This is a genomic window from Alteromonas marina (assembly GCF_000808575.1).
GTDB lineage: Bacteria > Pseudomonadota > Gammaproteobacteria > Enterobacterales > Alteromonadaceae > Alteromonas > Alteromonas marina_A.
On the sequence record NZ_JWLW01000065.1, the window covers coordinates 23,952 to 43,988 of the forward strand.

Here is a 20,037-nt window from a genome sequence, read left to right on the forward strand (position 1 = left end):
TTCAAGCGGGATTTAAGAAACTGGAGGAGTCTTTCACATAGCTGAAAAACCACTCTATGATGACACCAAACTCGGGAATGAGCACCGATGATTGCCACCAATCTGAGGAGGCTGCGCCAGTGAAGGTGTCCATAAAAAAGAGCAATGCGCTAACTATAAGCACGCCACGCAGTGCACCAAAAACTATACCTAGGGCCCTATCTGTGCCAGACAACCCTGTTGCCTGAACCAGCTGGCTAATAACGTAATTAATCATGCCGCCCAGAATGAGCGTGGTGACAAACAATGCCGCAATTGCAGCACCATTTTTTAAATAAGGGTCGTCAATGGCTGTAAAATAAACGGCAAGGTCAGCGTAGAAATTGCTTGAAATAAAGAGTGCAGCAAACCACACCACTAGCGAGATGGCTTCTTTAACAAACCCTCTGATCAGGCTTATTAAGGTAGATACCGCAATGATACCCAGTATGGAAAAGTCTACCCAGTTCATCGTCTCTTTATTGCGTTGATGTTGCTTTTTATTGTGAAGCAACGAGCCTTTGGCGAGATGGCGCGCATTCTAACAGAAGATAGAAATATTACTAGTCTGTAATACCAATCACTGCCTCTTCATTCATGGTAAATTCCGCAAGCATGATGAACACCACGCGTTACTCAACTTTGAACGTGGTCACTTTACCTTTAAGTTTCGTGAGCTCTTTTAAATGAGGTAGTGCCGATTCCAGTTTTTTCTTGTCTAAATCTGGGCCAACAAAGACTTTATTGAGCGGGCCAGAGCTGGTTTGAATTTTGCGACTAAATGCGCGATATCCAGCCTTTTCTAGCTTAGCTAGCAGTGCCTTCACGTTTTTCTCGTGACGGAAACTACCAAGTTGAATAACCCAACCTGCATCATCGTCGGCAGCATCACTTTTTGTGTCTACAACCGTTTGACTCGCTAACTTGTCCTCTTCTTCAAAGGCCTTAACCGCAGGCGCTTTTGCAACAGTGGCTTCGTCCGAAGTGCCATTGTCGACGGCGCCTGAAGAAACCGGCTCGTCATCTAATGCCGTTTCTTCTTCAATTTCAACCGCTGGCACCGCAGCTTTCGCCACGCGCTCTGATGGAAACGATTCTGGCTCTACGATGGGCTTTTTAGGCGGATTAGCAGGTACAGAGACAAAAGGTTCTCTGTTTGTTTGCTTTTTGCCATCAAGAAAGTCTGGTAAAAAGATTACCGCTAGGGCGACAACAATAATTGTCCCCACCAGTCTATTCTTTAATGCCGATGTCACTGTGCTCTCCTGCTTGAATACACGGTTTTACTCTACAATGCGCGTGTTAGTTTTGCCCAGCAAGCACGTCTGCTACGGTAACAAAAGAACCAAAAACGAGAATAAGTTCACCAGTTTGATAATCTGCAAGCGCGCGCTGATATGCCGAGGTCACGTCCTGAAACGTGTCTATATTCTCTATGGTTGTGCCGGCATTAACAAGTGCATTTTCAAGTACTTCTGCCTTGCAGCCCCGAGGACCACTCGTTGACGCTACGTACCACTTGGCATTAAGTGTCGCCAGTGGCGCTAAGGTCTCTGCAATAGACTTATCTTTTAGCATGCCCACCACAACGCGCATTTGGCTTACATCGTAACGGTTTAGCCAATCTTGCATAGCTGTCGTCGCTTGTGGATTATGGGCAACGTCTACAACGACTAACGGGGAATCACTGATAGTCTGCTGGCGCCCCGGCATGGTGGTGTTCTCAATAATATCTCTTACCACGCTTTCTTCGGGCAGTAAATCTAGTAGCTCCAGTGCGGCCAACGCAGTACTCGCATTTTGAAGCGGAATTTTAGGGTAAGGTAGCGACGTATAACTATTGCTCTTCCCTTTCCAGCTCCACTCACTGTAATCACTTGCTACCACTGTTTCGAAATCTTGTGTAGCCCAACGTACGTTAGCTTGTAGCTCGTTTGCAACATCGTAAAGCGATGATGGAGGAAACAGCTCACCAACCACAGCATTACCGTTTTTGCGCATGATCCCCGCTTTTTCTCGAGCGATTTTTTCGCGGGTATTGCCAAGCCAATCTTGATGGTCAAGATCGATAGTTGTAATAACAGCAAGGTCAGGATCAATAATGTTGGTGGCATCCAATCGTCCACCCAGGCCTACTTCAAGAATGATCACATCAACAGCCCATGACTGCATCATTTTCATTGCAGCCAGCGTACCAAACTCAAAGTAAGTTAAGGTAATAGGTTCGCTACCCGTGTCTTTCCGCGCGTTTTCAACAAACTCAAATGCATTTACAAATTCATTCGCAGGCGGTAATTCGCCGTTGTAGCGCACGCGTTCACGATAGTCGGTTAAATGGGGTGAACTGTATACCGCAACACTTTTTCCTTGCGATAGCATGGCCTGTTCGAGTAAGCGACACGTTGTGCCTTTACCGTTAGTGCCTGCAACAGTAATAACTAAAGACTGGCGAAGTGAAAGTCCCATGGCATTGGCCACCGCTTTCACTCTGTCTAGCCCCATATCGATGGCGCTAGGATGAATAGATTCTAGGTAGGATAACCATTGGCTCAGGCTTTTTTGCGAAGGTGAAGACGCTGAGGCGTCTTGTGCGTGTGGCGCTGAGCCAGTATTTAGATTGTTTTCGTTATTCACTAATTCTTATAATGCAACTTAACCAACAGGCTGTGTAATCTATCACGCATATCTCTGCGGTCAACAATCATATCAATTGCACCTTTTTCAACAAGGAATTCACTGCGTTGGAAACCTTCAGGCAGCTTTTCTCTTACTGTTTGTTCGATTACGCGAGGACCCGCGAAGCCGATTAGTGCTTTTGGCTCGGCTACGTTTACGTCACCAAGCATTGCCAAGCTTGCAGATACACCACCCATTGTAGGGTCTGTAAGTACACTGATATAAGGCAGGCCTTTCTTACTCATTTTGGCAAGCGCTGCAGATGTTTTAGCCATTTGCATTAGCGACATTAATGCTTCTTGCATTCGCGCACCACCACTTGCACTAAAGCAAATAAGCGGCATATCGTTTTCTAAGCATGCATTCACAGCAGCAACGAAGCGAGCACCTACTACCGATGCCATTGAGCCGCCCATAAACGCAAACTCAAAACACGCAACCACTACCGGCATACCTTTTAGCTTGCCCTGCATTACCACTAGTGCGTCTTTTTCGTTTGTTGCCTTCTGTGCAGCAACAATACGGTCTTTATAACGCTTAGAGTCTTTGAATTTAAGTACGTCTTGTGGTTCGTGCTCTGCACCTAACTCAACGCGATCGCCATCGTCTAAGAACGCATCGATACGGCGGCGCGCCGTAATACGCATGTGATGGTCGCATTTAGGGCAAACTTCCTGAAGTTTTTCCAGTTCGCTCTTATACAGCACTGCTTGGCATGAACCACACTTCGTCCAGATACCTTCTGGTACGTTACCTTTGGTTGATGTTTGCGTGCGAGGAAGAATTTTTTGAATCCAGCTCATGGAAATTGAATCCTTTGTTTTTTGTTTGTCGACCATGACGATTGATGTTTGTTCATACTTGTGGTCAACAACACATTAATTTTTTAAGTTTCATACTGTATTACAAAGAAAAAATACGTAACACAATAGAACAGCTACCTAATATAGCGCGCTATTAGACCACAATACAACGAAATGGAAAAAACAAAACTGGTCTTAGAAGTTGGCAAGGGATGATTTGAAGATACACGCTTCAATACAACCTGAATTAACTGCTAGCCCATGTGCAGTTAACTCAGATTGAAAAATTTAAAGGCGAAGGTAGATAGATTAGGCTTCTGGAAGGAATAGTGGTCCTAAAGGCGGCTTAGGTAAACCATACTCGTCAGGGTAAGTGACGTCGACCAAGTACAACCCATTTGGCTTCGCCGTGGCTGCAGATTTACTTCTGTCTTTCAGACTTAACAAGTGAGCTATCCAATTTACGTCTTGCTCCCCTGCCCCAATCTCAACAAGCGCGCCCGTGATATTGCGAACCATATGATGCAAGAAAGCATTAGCGCGAATATCGATAATAACGTATCGCCCTTGGCGATATACGCTTACATCAGTAACGTTGCGAAATGGTGTTTTACTTTGGCAAAGCGCTGCGCGAAACGAGGTAAAATCTTGTTCGCCTAGCAACGCTTGTGCGGCAACATGCATTTTTTTCTCATCTAGTTCGCGGTGAATATGGGTAACACCGGAATGGAGAATAGCTGGGCGCATTTTCGCATTATGAATAACGTAACGATAGCGGCGATGGGTAGCAGAAAAACGCGCATGGAAGTCATCACTGACGTTCTTTGCCCAAGTAACCGCAACAGAATTTGGTAGGTTCGCATTAACACCGAGTGTCCAAGCGCGCTCTGAGCGTGGTGCATCGCAGTTAAAGTGAACTACTTGCCCAGTAGCGTGTACACCAGCATCGGTACGTCCAGCGCATTGCACTTCAATGGGTTGGTTGGCTACTGTCGATAGTGCCTTTTCAAGATGTTCTTGAACACTTGGTACTTCACGCTGGCGTTGCCATCCGTATACAGCAGCACCGTCGTATTCAATCCCTAAGGCAATTCGCCCCATATCTGTTTTACCCTGTTTCTTAAAAGGCGCTAAGTGTAGTCATGTCGCTTGCAACATGCAATGCCACTAATACGCAAAACCCTTTTAGGTCATAGAAAATAAATGTACATCACCTAAACCAAAAACGGCCTGCGTATCTTGTAAATACACAGGCCGTTCATTATGTCTGGCGAACAATCTATTGTGTGGGTCCGTAAAGATTACTTAGGCAATATTCGCTAAAATCGCTGCAGCTTCCTGTTTTTGCTCTTCGCTACCCTCTTCCATCACTTCTTCAAGTAACTCTTTCGCAGCGTCTACATCGTCCATTTCAATATAGGCACGGGCCAAATCCAAGTTAGCGTTTTGTCCTGCGTCTTTATCTATATCAATCACCTTGTCTTCATCAGATACACCTGTGAAATCAGATAAACTCACATCAAGATCTAGTGCTTGGCTATCTGGGTCAATAGCGTCTGCATCATCGCCATCGTCCATCAAAGCCTCTACATCAAGGAAGTCGTCTGGAGGCGTTTGCGCGTCACTTTCCCCGTCGACATCACTAAGTAAAGCAGCGAGATCTAAATCAGGGTTATCGAGTTTAAGGTCATCCTCTTGAGCCTTTTCAGTCTCAGCGGATTGAGCCTCTTGTTCGTTCTCTTCAATTTCAGTTGGTGTGGCAATATCCAATTCCACATCATCTGGAATTTCAAGGTCGTCTAATGCAAGCTCCGAATCATCTTCTTCAAGGGCGAAAGTATCTTCGTCGTCTTCTTGCTCAGACTCAAAAGCACCATCTTCGTCTAGCTCAAAGGTTTCATCTTCTTCGTCTAGTTCAAACGTATCATCGCTTTCGTTGAATCCAAGGTTGTCGTCACTCTCTTCTAACTCGAAAGTGGCTTCATCATCTTCCTGCTCAAGTTCGAAAGTACCTTCTTCACTCTCTGCCAAAGATTCTTCTGGCTCCTGACCGTCGTCATCACTTTCAATTTCACTGGTGTCGACATCACTAGTATCGACTATGGTGTCTGACTCAAGACTTTGAAGAAGCTCATCGAATTCCGCACTGTCAAGATCGTCAAGAATCTCGTTGTCGTCTACATGATCGTCGTCATCGGAAGCAGACAGCCAGTCATCAAGGCCTGGAACATCGTCAAGTTCGTTAAAGTCTTCTTCGCTGTTCTTATCTGAATCGCTTTGGTTTAAATCAGTTTCTTCAGGTGAACTCGATTCTTCAGCAGCACTAGATTCTGATGATATTTCGTCATCTTCACCGTCTACTACACCGTCAATTTCTTGCTCTAATTCAAAGCTTTCTACTTCGTCATACGCGGCATTTAACAGGCTGTCGTCGTATTCATCACTGTCTTCTGCTGAAGCATCTTCCGCTGGCTCTGATAGCGCTGAGGGCTTTTCCTGCGCTAATGACTCTTCATCAGCTAAAGGCTCTTCCGTATCCATCTGACTGAACGAAGGAATATCATCCATCATCTGTCTTTCAAACGCTTCAATAGCATCATCTAGTGGATCGTCTGACGTTTGCCCTGCCTTTTCTTCAGCGTCTTCAACGACAGCGTCGAGCTCTGGCTCTACGTCTGTTTCTGGCTCTAGTTCTGCCTCGGCTTCAGGTTCTAGCTCTACTTCATCTTCCGAGTCGGCTTCAGGTTCAGATTCAAGTTCCGCCTCTAATTCAGGCTCAATCTCAGTGTCTTGTTCTGCATCTACTTCAGTGCCAAATTCTGATTCTGACTCGGCTTCCGCCTCAAGCTCTACTTCATCTTCCAAGTCGGCTTCAGTTTCAGGTTCAACTTTTTCTTCTGGTTCTAGGTCTTGTTCTGTTTCAGAGTCGATATCCTGTTCTAATTCAGATTCAAGCTCAGGCTCAGATTCAAATTCTAGCTCTGATTCTGGCTCAGGCTCAGACTCCAGTTCCGCTTCTAGTTCAGAATCAAGCTCAGCGTCTTGTTCTTCTTCTACTTCGGTGCCAAGATCTGGCTCTGGTTCTGACTTCGGTTCACCTTCGGCTTCCGTCTCAAGTTCTACTTCATCTTCAAAGTCAGCTTCTAGCTCAGCTTCTGGTTCTGACTCAAACTCGACTTCAGGTTCGAACTCTGCATCTGTTTCATCATCTGGTTCTATTTCAGACTCAAGCTCAGAAAGTAGCTCGTCTGTCAGCAAATCTACATCTTCACTGCTTTTAGATTCTTCAGCTTCTAGTTCAGCAAGCAACTCATCAGTTAACGGGTCGCTGAAATCATCTTCGCTCGCAACTTCTTCATCGCTTTCAGGCGTTTCAAGGTCTACGTCTTCATCGTGAGCTTCTGGACTAACTTCAGGCTCGCCATCTAACTCTGCTTCAAGTTCTGCAAGTAGTTCATCAGTAAACGGATCGTCAAAATCACCGTCCTCATTAGATTGAGTAGGTAACTCGCTAGAAGCGCTTTCATCAAGCTCTATATCAGAAGGCATTTGATCCGCTGAGGGCTCTTGATCCGCTGAAGGCTCTTCAGCAAGCTCATCTTCCGCCTGTAGCTCAGCAATAAGCTCATCGGAAAGAGGGTCACTGAAGTCCGCGTTAGTTTCGATTTCGTCGGTGACTATTTCGTCTAAATCGTCGGTAATGGCATCAAGACTCTGAATAGACTGCGGCGACGGCGAAGAAGTTGTTATTTCTTCCTCAAGATCATCCTCGTCTTCGTCATCTTCTTCACCTAGGTCACCCATCATTTCGATTTGCTCAATTTCATTTAACAAATCGTCGGTGATTTTATCAATTTCTTTATTTTGCTGATTAATTTCGTCGTCGAGCTTGCTCAGCATATCCTCATTGATAAGGTCATCGTTGCTATCTAGCTCATCAGTTAGACCTGCATCAACGCCGTGCTCTTCTAGCAAATCGTCAATACTGATTTCAGGCTTATCGTCCTCATCTTCTATGGTTGGCAAAGATGAAACACTTTCTGTCTCTTCGTCAGCGTCAGATAAATCATCAACCGAGCTGGCAAGCAACGCGTCTATATCGTCTTCATCAACATTGTCAGATTCAGCGGTTCCGTTAACCTCAGCCAGTATGTCGTCAGGGTCTACATCGCCCGACTCATCTAGCTCATCACTCTCAAGTTCTGCCGCGTCTTGGCTTTGTACATCATCAAGCAAGTCATCAATGTCAAAATCATCGTCATCTGTCGATGCAGCCTCGTCAGCAACTTCCGCCTTTGGCTCGTTTTCATCGGCAGCATCTTCATCAAAGATGTCGTCATCCCCTGACAGGTCGAAGCCTTCAAGGTCGTCAGCGTCGTTTTCGTTTAATACTTTATCTGACAGGTCATCGTCATCGAACAGGCTATCTAGTTCACTTTGATCAAGCTCACCATCGCCAGCTTCAAACAAGTCATCACCGCCTTCGTCTGGCACCAACATATCGTCTTCAAGGTCGGCGAAGGTTTCTAGCTCATCATCTAGGCTTTCTTCTAAATCTGAGGTAAGTACGTCATCGAGCAAGTCGTCGTCATTAAATAAATCGTCATCTGATAACTCTGCTTTATCATCAAAATCGGATGCCAATGCGCTTGATAGATCGCCAATGTCAGAATCAGGTACCGGCACTTCATCATCATCAGCTGTAATTGTCGGGGCAGCTGCAGGCGCTTCTTCAGGCTTACTATTACGTTTTAGCAGCCACAGGATAAGGCCACCTACTAACAATAGTGACAGAATTGCAGAGCCTATAATTAGACTCAGTGGGCTGGTAAGTGCGCTTAAAAACGAAGACTGCTTTTCTGCTTCGCGCTGCGCTTGCTCGGCCTTGATCATGTCGAGCAATTCTTGCTGAAGCGCCACTTGCATATCAAGTTGGCTCTTAACATCACCTTCCACTTGTCCACGCAAGGTTTCTAGCTCGCCATTAACGGCCTCAACACGCTCGTACAAGCGTCTGTTTTCGTTAAGAATAGCTTCAACATTTTCCAGTGAGGCTGCAAATTGCATACGCAGCTCGTCAAATTGTCGGGTTTGCTCCTGATCTAAGCGAGTGATTTTTTGTTCAATATCAGTTTGGGTTTGCGTTAAGTCTTGTTGATTGACTAAAGGCGATGCAGGCTTGATATTTCTTACGCTACTGCCGGGCTTATTAAGCATTTCAGCAAATGCTCTATCATCCTGCTCAGCGCGCATCTGGGCTTTTTGCTTATCAATTCTGGCGATATATCGCTCTGATGGTAACTTTAATACCGCACCATCAACTAATAAATTTAAATTGCCATTTTCGAATGCGTTTGGGTTGAGCTCGTAAATGGCGCTCATAACCTGATATACGCTCAAGTTATTGTTTTGGCGATAGCGCTCGGCAATACGCCATAAGGTGTCGTTGGCGTCGATAGGGCCATATTCTAGGCCCGAATGCTGATCAGTTGCGTCTTTGGGACCTTTTAAGAAGGTAGCGCGTTCTTGTGCATCTACAGTGATAATAGGGCCAGACAAACAAAGTGTTAGTAAAAGTAAGCCCGTCAAATGCAATTTCATAGCAGTCCTATATGCCCTCAAGCGTCTTTACCACCCGAGACGTATGGGCGGATTTTCTAGCCAATCAGTACGGAAGAAAATATTGGCTTTTATTTTTATTCTTAAGCCACCTTGAAACCATTAATAATCAAGCTAGCGTTTTACAGTCTTTATGAACTTAGCAGTAAGATTTATTTGCGCTTTTTAGAGTTCTTACCCTTCGCCTAAGTGTCTGACTGAGTATTGTTTTTAACGTTGTTCTATTCCTAACTTTACAAACTATAAACCAGTTATTAAGGGTGATCTAGTTAGACAGTAGTATTGAACCTCTCTATTGCCCAAATTTTAGCTAAAAGCCGCCATCTAGTAGCTTCAAGTGCTGTCTTTCTATCCCATTGAATAGTGCTGTCTTATTGCAACAGGAATCGCCCTTTCATTGCGTATCGGCAAGCACAGAAAAATGTTTACCTTTTCCTGTGCTTATCCGATTAATCAGAGGCGGAACCTCTGTAGAATGCTTACAAGTAGTCGCGAATAAGTGTCTCAGCAATTTGAATGCTGTTTGTCGCTGCTCCCTTACGAATGTTGTCCGACACCACCCACAAATTCAAACCACAAGGATGAGTAATATCATTCCTGATACGACCCACATGCACAATGTCGTTGCCGCTAGCGCTGCTTACTTGCGTTGGGAATTGCTCATTTCCGTCGTAAACTGTTACGCCCGGCGCATCGGCTAAAAGCTCTTTAACATGCTGCGCATCTATTGGCGAACGCGTTTCTAAGTGAATGGCTTCAGCATGACCGTAGAAAACCGGCACGCGCACAGCCGTCGCGTTTACCAAAATACTCTGATCGCCCATGATTTTTTGGGTTTCCCACAGCATTTTCATTTCTTCTTTGGTGTAGTCATTGTCTTGGAATACGTCGATTTGAGGGATAACGTTAAAGGCAATTTGGCGACTAAACGATTCTGGCTTTACTTCACGTGCGTTCAGCAAACCTGCGGTTTGTTTAGCCAGCTCTTCCATGGCTTCTTTACCTGCACCAGAAACTGACTGATATGTGCACACGTTAATACGGTCAATACCAACCGCGTCTTGAATAGGTTTAAGTGCAACCAACATTTGAATGGTTGAGCAATTTGGGTTCGCAATAATGTTTCTATTGCGAAACTCTGCCAGTGCATGGGCGTTAACTTCTGGCACCACAAGTGGGATATCTGGCTCGTAACGAAACTCTGAAGTATTGTCGATAACAATACAGCCTTCCTCTGCCGCTAACGGCGCAAATTTTGCAGAAATGCTGCCTCCGGCTGAGAAAAAGCCAAATTGCACTAATGACCAATCGAAATCATCAGCATCTAATACTTCAATGTCTTCGCCTTTAAACGACACGGTACTACCTGCTGAACGTTTACTGGCAAGCGGATACAAACGGTTTACCGGAAAGTCTCGCTCTTCTAATAGTTCAATCATGGTTTGGCCCACTAAACCTGTGGCGCCAAGTACCGCTACGTCAAACGCTTGCGACATAATGCTTTATGCTCCTAATGTAAAAAAACTAAACCAGGCTAACGTGAAAGCCCAGTTTGGTGAATGTGTCTTGGATTTGCTTACTGGTGTTTTTTGGCAAGTGTAACGCATAGGCGCTGCACTCGCGACGCACTCTGTATTGCTTGCGCAATGTAGAGAACGTATTTGCTATGTGTGTCTCTGGCGTTTCATTATGGCCTGACGCAAACGCGTTTCGCATTATCTCATCGTCAATAGCTACATCATACACATCGTGGAATACAGCAATGAGATCCTCAATCGACAACCGCGACGCCTCAGGCGAATTTAACGCAGCTTTGATTGGGTTGTTTTTTTCTAAAAAATCGCTAAGCACTTTGTCTGGGGCTTTGCCCACTACGTCACAAATTTGCTCGTAAATCATTTGCGTACCGCGCACTTTGCCTTCTACAGAATGCCCCGCGATATGTGGTGTAACGAACCAAACATAGTCAAATAATGCTGTATTTATGGCAGGCTCATTATCGAATACGTCGAGTACCACCATTGGCGGTTTTTCCCCTTGAAGTACACTAAGTAGTGCCACTTCATCAATAACCTCACCCCGGCATGCATTTATAAGCAGCTGGTTTGACGTTAATCCTTCAAGAAACGCCTTATCTATCATCTGATATGTAGGATATTCACCGCCTTTAATAAAAGGCACGTGAAGCGAGATAACATCGCACTTTGCTATTTGCGCTAAGTCTACAAATGACTGACCGTTATGCTCCTTCTTACCAGATTTTGCTAGCGTTTTCTGTAGCGGTGGGTCGTACAGATAGTGGTTAACGCCAATTGCCGTTAAAATTCTTGATAATGCAGTTCCCACATTACCAGCACCTACTATTCCCACTGTCGCATTATATAAATCGAGCTTTTGGGCCTTTTGCGCGTGCAGCAAAACACTTAACACGTACTCGGCAACCGCAACAGCATTACAGCCTGCTGCACTGCTATGCATAATACCCACGCTATCTAAATGCGTTTTATCTAGATGATTGGTTCCCGCCGTTGCCGTAGTAACAAACTTAAGCTTGTTAGCCTTAGTCAGCAGTTCAGGGGTAACCTTGGTGGTAGAACGCAGCGCAAGAATATCTACATCGCGCAGCATTTCAGGCACAAGAGATTGCCATGCATAGGTTTCAACCTCACCTACGCTATTAAGGTAATCGGTGCCAAACGGAATGGTGTCTTCAAGAAGTATTTTCATGGCGCTAAGTGTACCTTAACTTAGGCTTTTAGTAACCCAGCGCCCTTGATTTATCTTATCGGTGATTCGTTTAATTTACGTCATTTTGATGCACGTTTGGCCGCAACATTAAAGAGACGGCCGAAGTTCATACAATCCTTTAACACGGGAACGCTTGAAGCAAACCGCTTTAGCTCACGTTTTTTGTCCACTTCATCCGTTACGATCATCGTATTAGATAACGTTAAACTTCACGTCGTTACTTGTCATATCCAGGGAAACGGCGTTCAACGCGTCGTTTAATACCCGGCCATGCTAACGAACCACCAGCCTGCCGGGTGACTTGATCGGCTTGTGTACGAATGCCATCTAGAATTGCCGAATGAATTGGAATAAGCGGTTTGCCTGTGGCCTGCGCTTTTAACTGAATCTCACAGGCGCGCTGCATAATAAACATAAACAAGAATGCATCGGGAATATTGTCTGCACAGGTTAAAAGCCCGTGATTGCGCAAAATCATAAATTGGGTATCGCCTAGGTCGCGAACCAAACGTGCTTTTTCGTCTGGGTTTAGGGCCACGCCTTCGTAGGCATGATAGGAAAGCGACGCCAGCGGAAAAAGCGACTGTTGCGAGTATGGCTGCAGCCCTTCTTCTAAAATGGATACCGCCACGCCTTCTGCTGTATGCAAGTGCAACACGCACTTTGCATCGTCTCTAGCCTCATGAACGGCGCTATGAATGGTAAAACCTGCTGGGTTAATGTCGTATTCACTTTCCATTACTTTGTTACCGTGAAGATCAACTTTAACCAAGCTTGATGCCGTAACTTCATCAAACATTAAACCGTAGGGATTAATCAAGAAATGATGGTCAGGCCCAGGAACACGAGCAGAAATATGGGTAAAAATAAGATCGTCCCAACCATACATAGCAACTGCGCGGTAGCATGCGGCTAGATCAACACGGGTTTGCCATTCTTCACTGCTAACTTTCGACTTTACTGAATCTGTCATAGCTTTACTCTTTTAACGTACAAATTAATTTCATTTGGGGCGGGAGTCCTAGGTGGAAGGCTCGATACCTTGAACATTTCAATGAAACTTCCACTTACTCTCTCTTAACGCCTACATTACGCGCAGTAATTGCTATACACTGTCGGATATACGACAGTGTAAGAAATTTGTTAAATGGAAAAATTTAAACCTGTTCTCGCTAGCTCTACTTGGTTTAGCGCGCTTCCACCCTATTTGCAGAAAGCCATGTTCGACAAGATGCGTCTAAAACACTTAAAAGCTGGGCAGCAACTGCATGCCAAAGGTGAAGACGGTGTCGGTTTTTATGGCGTATGCGAAGGCCGTTTAAGAGTGGTTACTGTGGGGGTAGATGGTCGAGAGATGCTATTCGCGTTGCTTGGGCCCGGCACCTGGTTTGGTGAAATATCGATGTTTGACGATCTTCCTCGCACTCACGACAACTTCTGTGAGACAAATTGCACGGTGGCGATTATTCAAAAGAACGCGTTTAAAGCACTGCTTGAGCAGTTCCCTGAACTCTACCCGCATTTCACCCGCCTTTTATGCACACGAGTGCGCAGCGCGTTTCAATTTATTGACTCAAGCGCAGGTCTTAGCCTTAAGCACCAGCTGGTAAAACGGCTTTTAATGCTTACCACCAGCTATGGTCAGCATTTGCCCAAACATAACGCGATTACACTTACGCTTTCGCAAGAGTCTTTGGCGCAAATGATAAATAGCAGTAGGCAGACGGTGAACCAGTTATTAGGTGAACTTCAACAAGAAGGTTTGGTAAAACGGCATTACGGGAAAATCACTATTCCCGAGCCAGATACCTTGTTTAGTCGTTATCAGTTTATTTAACTTGACGCTTCCGCCACATTACTGGGTCTTTCCTTCGTATTTCAATCGCATAGATGTATAGAGTATTTCATCTGTTGATGAAGTACCCTAATGACGAAAGTACCGTCATCGACTTTTTTAAAGAAGACCATGTGCCTATGAACTGGCAGTTGAAAGTAATTCTTTCTGATATACTCTGCTGAAGTACCGAAACTAGGTTTTTCCGCCAGAATAACTAGAGCTTCGTGTAGGGCAACAAGATAGGCTTCAGCTTGAGTTACGCCATGAATATTGGCTGAATAATCGTAAATCCCGGAGATATCTTCCTCTGCTTTATTAGAGAGGGTATATTTATTCATTCTGAGGCTCGAGTTTTCTTAGCTTGAATAATATCTAAAACATTCTTATCACTTTTCCCACTCAATTCACCTTCTATGAGAGCTAAGCTAATTGCCTCTAGCTCACTCTGATTGCGACGTACTAAATCGCGAATATAATCACTAGCATTAGCAAATTTGCCAGTTTTTACTTGTTCATCAATCCACGTACGCATTTCGTCAGGAAGCGACACATTTAAAGTTGCCATTGTCTATTTCCGAATGTTCACCACCCTAAATTTATGGCAAACATTGATAAAGATTGCCAATTAAATAATGAAAGTTAGGTTTAACCGATAACTCAGAGCACTTAGTTGAACGACAAATTTAGCGCCACTCGAAATATTGCGCTTAATAAAAGTTTGACATTCTGATTCACGGACAAAACACACAATTACAATCGCTTGAGCGGCTGCTTCTGAAAACACAGGTTTAATCAAAAAACAGCAATAAAAAAAGGCGTAAACACAAGCCCACACAGTGCTCAGGTTTACGCCCTTTTGTCTTCTTTGAAACTTCTTAACTGAAGCTAAAAAAGTTCACTGGTTCAAGCGGTTTCAATTAGCCGTTATAACGCTGCATAACAAGCGTTGCGTTAGTGCCGCCGAAGCCAAAGCTGTTAGACATAATAGTGTTTAATGTTGCTTCACGTGCTTGGGTAACAATATCTAGACCTTGTGCCGCGTCGTCCAGAGTGTCGATGTTAATTGATGGCGCAATAAAGTTATTCTCCATCATCAACAAGCTGTAAATAGCTTCGTTTACACCCGCAGCTCCTAGTGCGTGGCCTGTCAGCGACTTGGTTGCACTAATCGGCACACCTGCTTGACCAAACACTTCTTGAATAGCGGCAAGTTCTTTCACGTCACCTACTGGCGTTGATGTGCCGTGAGTATTTAAGTAATCGATAGGCGCATCGATATTTTGCATTGCCATCTTCATACAGCGAATTGCGCCTTCACCCGACGGTGCAACCATGTCGAAACCATCTGATGTAGCGCCGTAACCTACAACTTCGCCGTAGATTTTTGCGCCGCGTGCAAGCGCGTGCTCAAGTTCTTCAACAACAACCATACCGCCGCCGCCAGAACTTACAAAGCCGTCGCGTGCTGCGTCATAAGTACGTGATGCAACGGCAGGATTGTCGTTATATTTAGAGCTTAGTGCCCCCATAGCGTCGAATTGGCTTGATAGTGACCAATGTAATTCTTCACCGCCACCGGCGAATACTACGTCTTGCTTACCAAGCTGAATAAGCTCTAGCGCATTACCAATACAGTGGGCACTAGTTGCACACGCAGAAGCAATTGAATAGTTCACGCCGCGAATTTTAAACGGTGTCGCTAGGCAAGCCGATACCGTAGACGCCATACAGCGGGGAACCATGTATGGACCAACACGCTTAACGCCTTTTTCGCGAAGAATATCAGCAGAAAGCACTTGGTTTTCAGAAGACGCGCCACCTGAGCCAGCAATAATACCTGTGCGCTCGTTTGAAATGTCGCTTTCTTCTAAACCAGAGTCTGCAATGGCTTGTTGCATCGCCACGTATGCGTAGCCTGCCGCATCGCCCATAAAGCGCATAGCTTTACGGTCAATATGGTCTTTCAAATCGATGTCGATGTTGCCCCAAACTTGGCTGCGAAGGCCCATTTCGGCGAACTGTTCTGAAAATGTAATTCCAGACTTACCCGCTTTAAGTGAAGCAAGTACGTCTTCTTTATTTACGCCGATGCTTGATACGATACCAAGACCGGTGATAACTGCTCTTCTCATAGTTTACCCTTTGCGTTGTTGCGGCTTATGGTAACGATTTTGAATGGTAAAGTGGTCTGCTCTGCCAATTGCCATACTCAATTTATCCAAAATTAAGCGCTGCAGTACCTGTTTCAATTCTGGGCTTATGTGTATAAACAGGTAGTTTCCCACTTCCCTTCTTTTTCGTTTTTGCCGTCTTCGTCTAAGCTTTCTTATTCGGAATAATTCCAATGTAGCACGAATGCACAGGGTCATGACCAGCGTTAATTTATACCTTCACAAAACCTTCAAAATAGCTTTAGCGGTTTCTTTTATTGACCAAAGTGAGCTCTAAGTTTGTTCTTAAATATTTTACCCGTATCTTCTCTGGGCAGAGTATCGAGTATTTGCAACATTTTAGGCCACTTGAACCGCGCCAGTTTGCCATCTAAATACCCGTGTAGCGCATCAATCGACAGCGCGTTGTCGGGTGAGCATTGAACAGCCACCACGACTTTCTCGCCATACTCAGCATCAGGCACACCGAATACCGCGCAGTCTGCAACCTCAGGCATTTCGATGATGACGCTTTCTATTTCAGCAGGAAATATATTGGCGCCACCTGAGATGATCATGTCTTTTTTTCTATCGCAAATATATAAGTAGCCATCTTCGTCCACATAACCCATATCACCTAATGTCGTGAATTCACCAACATGTAAGTCGCTTTGCGAGCCCGTAGTATTGGTATATTTGAATGGCGCGAACATGGAAAGGTGCGCAAATATAACGCCAACACCACCTACTTTGCACTCCTCTTTATCGTCGCTCAGTATTTTAATCGCGGCACCGGGAATGGGCTTACCCACAGAATTTGGCTTATCTAATGCTTCTTGAGATGAAATTAGGGTCATAAAGCCTAATTCACTAGCACCATAAGATTCATAGAAAATTGGACCAAACCAGTTAATCATTGCTTCTTTCACATCGCTTGGCAGTGCGGACCCGGTTGATAAGGCAAATCGCAAGCTTGAAGTGTCGTATTTGCTTCTTATCGACTCGGGCAGTTTAAGTAGCCTCACCATCATGGTAGGAACAATATAGGCGTGAGTCAGCTTAAACCGCTCTATGTCTTGTAAAAAGCGTTCGGGGTCGAATTGAGGCTCAATGTATACATCAATATTACCCGCTGCTAAACAGCAGAGCGTAAGCGCATGTGGTGCACTGTGATAAAGCGGTGCCGAGACAAAAAAGCGATCACCTATTGATAGCTGCATTAACGCTTCAGACAGCCCTTTAAATATTAAATAAGGGTCTGGCCGCGTTAGGTCTACATCTCGCTTAATACCTTTAGGTTTTCCGGTACTGCCAGATGTGTAGGGAAACATGCCCTTAAAGCGTTTTGGCGGTTCATTGTGGCGCTTTGCGTTTGGGGCAGCTAATAGCGTATCAAGGCAAAGATACCGCTCCCCGATTTTCGGTTCCGTAGCCAATTCAGAATCACCTGTAAGATGATAGCGCTCTAAAATGCTTTCTGGCGTTTTAATCGTGTATATCGCAGACAAGGTGGGAACTCGTAATAACGTTTCGTGGACATTCTCACCCTTTAATAAATCGCGATGAGCGAATAGCACTTTAGCGCCACAGTCGTCTAAAATAGGCAAAAGTTCGGCAACGGGGCTGTGCCAATTAAGCAGAACATAGCGCGAACCCACATATCGGCATGCCTCTACTATTTCAAATATATCGACGTGGTTTCGCATAAAAATAGCGACCACATCGTTATCGCACACACCATGTTCAGCAAGTGCATGTGCTATAATACGTGCACGGTCATCCATATCGCCTCTACTGCGTCTGTAAATACTTTTGCCGCATTGATGAAACACGCCTGCCATATCTTCCCCCTGTACTATTCGCAATATGCAACAATAAAATTAACAAAATTTTTACAACGAGGTTTAAATAAACGCATTGTTATTATTGATACATTGCTATTTACGTATGCAATGGGAAAATGCAGGCCCTGCTCAAATGTAAACTTATGCAGAAAAACAAAGTGGTGGCAGGTAGAATACGCCACCAACTGTTACAGATTTAAATAACAAGAAAACGGGCTGATGCGTTGTTATCGCTCAGCCAAAACCACAGGAGAAAAATAAACAGTGAAATCTAAGCATGCACAGGTTCATTTTAATGAGAGCGGTACGCCTGTCGCCGACCATTTTAACGACGTTTATTTTTCTAACGACAGCGGAATTGATGAAACCCAACACGTTTTTGTTGCAGGCAACGACCTTGCTGAACGCTGGCAACAGTGGCCCAACCCTACTTTTGTCATCGCCGAAACAGGTTTTGGAACTGGGCTGAACTTTTTGGTCGCCATGCGTGCCTTTAACGAATTTAGAGCAGCGAACCCTGATCATCCGTTAAAGCGCCTGTATTTTATTACCACGGAAAAGTTTCCACTGCCTCAACAGGATATGCAGCGTGCGCTAGAAGCTTTTCCTGCTCTTAAAGACGAAGCGGAAGCACTCGCTTCACTTTACCCCATGGGACTTGAAGGTTGTCATCGCCTTCATTTTGATAACCATTCAACCACACTCGACTTGTGGATTGGTGATGTACACGAGCTTTTGCCTCAATGGCATTCTCCTGTAAATGGCCTCATCGATGCCTGGTTTTTAGATGGTTTTGCACCAAGCAAAAACCCTGATATGTGGACCGATGCACTGTTTAGCCAAATGGCTCGCTTGTCAAAAACAGGTACAACATTTGGAACCTTTACCGCCGCAGGTATCGTAAAGCGAGGGCTAGCTGGTGTGGGTTTTACCATTAAAAAACGCAACGGTTTTGGCCGTAAGCGCGACATGTTGACCGGCGTTTTTGACCAAGACAATGAGAATGTGCAGCATAAACTTCGCCTACCTGCTGGCCCCTATTATAGGTACGCGAACGACAGTTTAGATAAAACAAGCAAAGTCGCAGTAGTAGGCTCCGGCCTTGCAGCAGCTACGGCATGCCTGGCTTTAGTAAAACGCGGCATTAGCACTACTTTGTATTTCGATGGTGACACCCTTGCAAGCGGCGCTTCTGGCAACCCGCAAGGCGGTTTTTACCCGCAGCTTCATAGCGAAGCAAGTATTGCCAGCCGCATTCAAGCGCATAGTTTTTTGTATGCTAGACAAGCCTACGACCACACTATTGAACATGCAAAAGCCTGTGGCCTAGCCGACGTTGCCCATGATTTCTGTGGTGTTATTCAATTAAGCTTTAACGACAAGGTAGCAGAACGTCAAAATAAACTGGCAGCAGCCGACGTATGGCCTGAAGCTTTGATTAAACCCGTGGACAGCAAAGAAGTGAGCGATATCGCTAACCTAGCTCTTCCCTACTCTGGCTTATACATTGGCTTGGGCGGATGGCTTTCTCCTCGGCAGCTAGTTACTGCCATGATTGAAGAAGCACTTCAAAGTGGCAAACTCGAGTTGAAACCCAATCATACCTATGTGTCTCATGAGGCAGTTGAGACAACAAAGCAGCGGGTGCAGATTCGTTTTAATTTCGATAGCGCTGAGAGTGAAGAAGTTATTACTGCCGATCACCTTATCCTTGCCCTTGGTGCAGGTGCGGTAAACGCTAGCGATTTTAACAGCCTGTCCCTTCGCCCTGTTCGCGGCCAGGTTGAAGCTATTCCCACCCAAATGCCAATTGAACAGCTTAACACTGTGTTGTGTCACAAAGGCTATATGACACCTGTATTCGAAGGTCGGCACGCGTTAGGTTCAACCTACGTTAAAAACGACTTAAGTACCGATGTACGAGGCGATGAAACTGAAATGAACCTCGCCACACACGAACAGGCGCTGGCAAGTACCGACATCGTGCAAGCATTACAACATGACGGTAAAGCCAGAGCCGCTACGCGTTTAGGTTCACCCGACCACCAGCCTGTTGTCGGTGCACTACATAATTTTGACTCATTAAAAGAGCACTACACTATGCTAGGCGTGGGCAAACCGTTGACTAGCGCGCCAGTGTTGCCAAGCAGCGTAGTTTCCACCCTTACTTGCTTAGGGTCACGAGGGTTAACCACAGCGCCTTTAATGGCAGAGGTCTTGGTGAGCAGTCTATGTAAGGAGCCGCTACCTTTAAGCAATGAACTGCTTAATGCTGTAAACACAAGCCGCTTTATGACTCGCGAAGCGATTAGAAATCAGGGTTAATAAACGGAGAGGTTTTT

Annotated in this window: 15 protein-coding genes; 2 read left to right on the forward strand and 13 right to left on the reverse strand. The window is 45.1% G+C overall.

The window, feature by feature from the left end; genetic code table 11:
• Position 1 precedes the first annotated feature (1 nt).
• The 9 genes from RJ41_RS15195 to RJ41_RS15235 all read right to left on the reverse strand — a co-directional run bounded on the left by RJ41_RS15195 (position 2) and on the right by RJ41_RS15235 (position 12,837).
• Complete coding sequence (locus RJ41_RS15195; protein ID WP_014998799.1) at positions 2–490, reverse strand: CvpA family protein; 489 nt, start codon at positions 488–490, stop codon at positions 2–4.
• A gap of 160 nt (positions 491–650) precedes the next feature.
• A complete protein-coding gene (locus tag RJ41_RS15200; RefSeq protein ID WP_039222656.1) occupies positions 651–1,274 on the reverse strand; it encodes an SPOR domain-containing protein in 624 nt (207 codons plus the stop codon).
• Between the two features lie 46 nt (positions 1,275–1,320).
• Positions 1,321–2,652: a bifunctional tetrahydrofolate synthase/dihydrofolate synthase gene (gene folC, locus RJ41_RS15205; protein WP_039222658.1), complete on the reverse strand. Its 1,332-nt coding sequence runs from the start codon at positions 2,650–2,652 to the stop codon at positions 1,321–1,323.
• Positions 2,652–3,497, reverse strand: a complete 846-nt coding sequence (gene accD / locus RJ41_RS15210) for an acetyl-CoA carboxylase, carboxyltransferase subunit beta (RefSeq protein ID WP_014949945.1) — start codon at positions 3,495–3,497, stop codon at positions 2,652–2,654. Before accD ends, folC begins: the two co-directional genes overlap by 1 nt.
• A 309-nt stretch (positions 3,498–3,806) precedes the next feature.
• On the reverse strand, positions 3,807–4,598 hold the full coding sequence (gene truA / locus RJ41_RS15215) for a tRNA pseudouridine(38-40) synthase TruA (protein WP_039222661.1): 792 nt from the start codon (positions 4,596–4,598) through the stop codon (positions 3,807–3,809).
• Between the two features lie 204 nt (positions 4,599–4,802).
• Positions 4,803–9,098, reverse strand: a complete 4,296-nt coding sequence (locus tag RJ41_RS15220) for a FimV/HubP family polar landmark protein (protein ID WP_039222664.1) — start codon at positions 9,096–9,098, stop codon at positions 4,803–4,805.
• Positions 9,099–9,595: 497 nt separating this feature from the next.
• Complete coding sequence (locus RJ41_RS15225) at positions 9,596–10,612, reverse strand: aspartate-semialdehyde dehydrogenase (RefSeq protein WP_014979671.1); 1,017 nt, start codon at positions 10,610–10,612, stop codon at positions 9,596–9,598.
• A 28-nt stretch (positions 10,613–10,640) separates the two neighbouring features.
• The gene (locus RJ41_RS15230; protein ID WP_039222668.1) at positions 10,641–11,843 is read right to left on the reverse strand and encodes a 4-phosphoerythronate dehydrogenase; all 1,203 of its coding nucleotides are present in this window, start codon (positions 11,841–11,843) and stop codon (positions 10,641–10,643) included.
• A 238-nt stretch (positions 11,844–12,081) separates the two neighbouring features.
• Positions 12,082–12,837, reverse strand: a complete 756-nt coding sequence (locus tag RJ41_RS15235; protein ID WP_039222671.1) for a class II aldolase/adducin family protein — start codon at positions 12,835–12,837, stop codon at positions 12,082–12,084.
• Positions 12,838–13,011: 174 nt separating this feature from the next.
• Between RJ41_RS15235 and RJ41_RS15240 the strand changes: the two genes are divergently transcribed.
• The gene (locus RJ41_RS15240) at positions 13,012–13,701 is read left to right on the forward strand and encodes a Crp/Fnr family transcriptional regulator (protein WP_039222674.1); all 690 of its coding nucleotides are present in this window, start codon (positions 13,012–13,014) and stop codon (positions 13,699–13,701) included.
• Between the two features lie 41 nt (positions 13,702–13,742).
• Here the strand turns inward: RJ41_RS15240 and RJ41_RS15245 are convergent, their stop codons facing one another.
• The 4 genes from RJ41_RS15245 to RJ41_RS15260 form a co-directional block, all read right to left on the reverse strand.
• On the reverse strand, positions 13,743–14,039 hold the full coding sequence (locus tag RJ41_RS15245; protein WP_039222677.1) for a type II toxin-antitoxin system RelE/ParE family toxin: 297 nt from the start codon (positions 14,037–14,039) through the stop codon (positions 13,743–13,745).
• Complete coding sequence (locus RJ41_RS15250; RefSeq protein WP_039222680.1) at positions 14,036–14,266, reverse strand: type II toxin-antitoxin system ParD family antitoxin; 231 nt, start codon at positions 14,264–14,266, stop codon at positions 14,036–14,038. The genes RJ41_RS15245 and RJ41_RS15250 overlap by 4 nt, the downstream gene beginning before the upstream one ends.
• 352 nt (positions 14,267–14,618) lie before the next feature.
• Positions 14,619–15,833, reverse strand: a complete 1,215-nt coding sequence (fabB, locus tag RJ41_RS15255; RefSeq protein WP_014949953.1) for a beta-ketoacyl-ACP synthase I — start codon at positions 15,831–15,833, stop codon at positions 14,619–14,621.
• Positions 15,834–16,126: 293 nt separating this feature from the next.
• Positions 16,127–17,692, reverse strand: coding sequence for an AMP-binding protein (locus RJ41_RS15260; protein WP_039222685.1), 1,566 nt, complete (start codon positions 17,690–17,692; stop codon positions 16,127–16,129).
• A gap of 267 nt (positions 17,693–17,959) precedes the next feature.
• On the opposite strand from RJ41_RS15260, the gene mnmC reads away from it, so the two are divergent.
• Positions 17,960–20,020 (forward strand): bifunctional tRNA (5-methylaminomethyl-2-thiouridine)(34)-methyltransferase MnmC2/FAD-dependent 5-carboxymethylaminomethyl-2-thiouridine(34) oxidoreductase MnmC1, encoded by a 2,061-nt coding sequence (gene mnmC / locus RJ41_RS15265; protein WP_039222688.1) that lies wholly within the window; start codon positions 17,960–17,962, stop codon positions 20,018–20,020.
• Positions 20,021–20,037 lie beyond the last annotated feature (17 nt).

Bases quoted from the DNA above. Each gene is read 5' to 3' on its own strand.
- RJ41_RS15195 (WP_014998799.1), bottom strand. From the start codon at position 490: ATGAACTGGGTAGACTTTTCCATACTGGGTATCATTGCGGTATCTACC.
- accD (WP_014949945.1), bottom strand. From the start codon at position 3,497: ATGAGCTGGATTCAAAAAATTCTTCCTCGCACGCAAACATCAACCAAA.
- truA (WP_039222661.1), bottom strand. From the start codon at position 4,598: ATGGGGCGAATTGCCTTAGGGATTGAATACGACGGTGCTGCTGTATAC.
- RJ41_RS15220 (WP_039222664.1), bottom strand. From the start codon at position 9,098: ATGAAATTGCATTTGACGGGCTTACTTTTACTAACACTTTGTTTGTCT.
- RJ41_RS15225 (WP_014979671.1), bottom strand. From the start codon at position 10,612: ATGTCGCAAGCGTTTGACGTAGCGGTACTTGGCGCCACAGGTTTAGTG.
- RJ41_RS15230 (WP_039222668.1), bottom strand. From the start codon at position 11,843: ATGAAAATACTTCTTGAAGACACCATTCCGTTTGGCACCGATTACCTT.
- RJ41_RS15235 (WP_039222671.1), bottom strand. From the start codon at position 12,837: ATGACAGATTCAGTAAAGTCGAAAGTTAGCAGTGAAGAATGGCAAACC.
- RJ41_RS15240 (WP_039222674.1), top strand. From the start codon at position 13,012: ATGGAAAAATTTAAACCTGTTCTCGCTAGCTCTACTTGGTTTAGCGCG.
- RJ41_RS15245 (WP_039222677.1), bottom strand. From the start codon at position 14,039: ATGAATAAATATACCCTCTCTAATAAAGCAGAGGAAGATATCTCCGGG.
- RJ41_RS15250 (WP_039222680.1), bottom strand. From the start codon at position 14,266: ATGGCAACTTTAAATGTGTCGCTTCCTGACGAAATGCGTACGTGGATT.
- fabB (WP_014949953.1), bottom strand. From the start codon at position 15,833: ATGAGAAGAGCAGTTATCACCGGTCTTGGTATCGTATCAAGCATCGGC.
- RJ41_RS15260 (WP_039222685.1), bottom strand. From the start codon at position 17,692: ATGGCAGGCGTGTTTCATCAATGCGGCAAAAGTATTTACAGACGCAGT.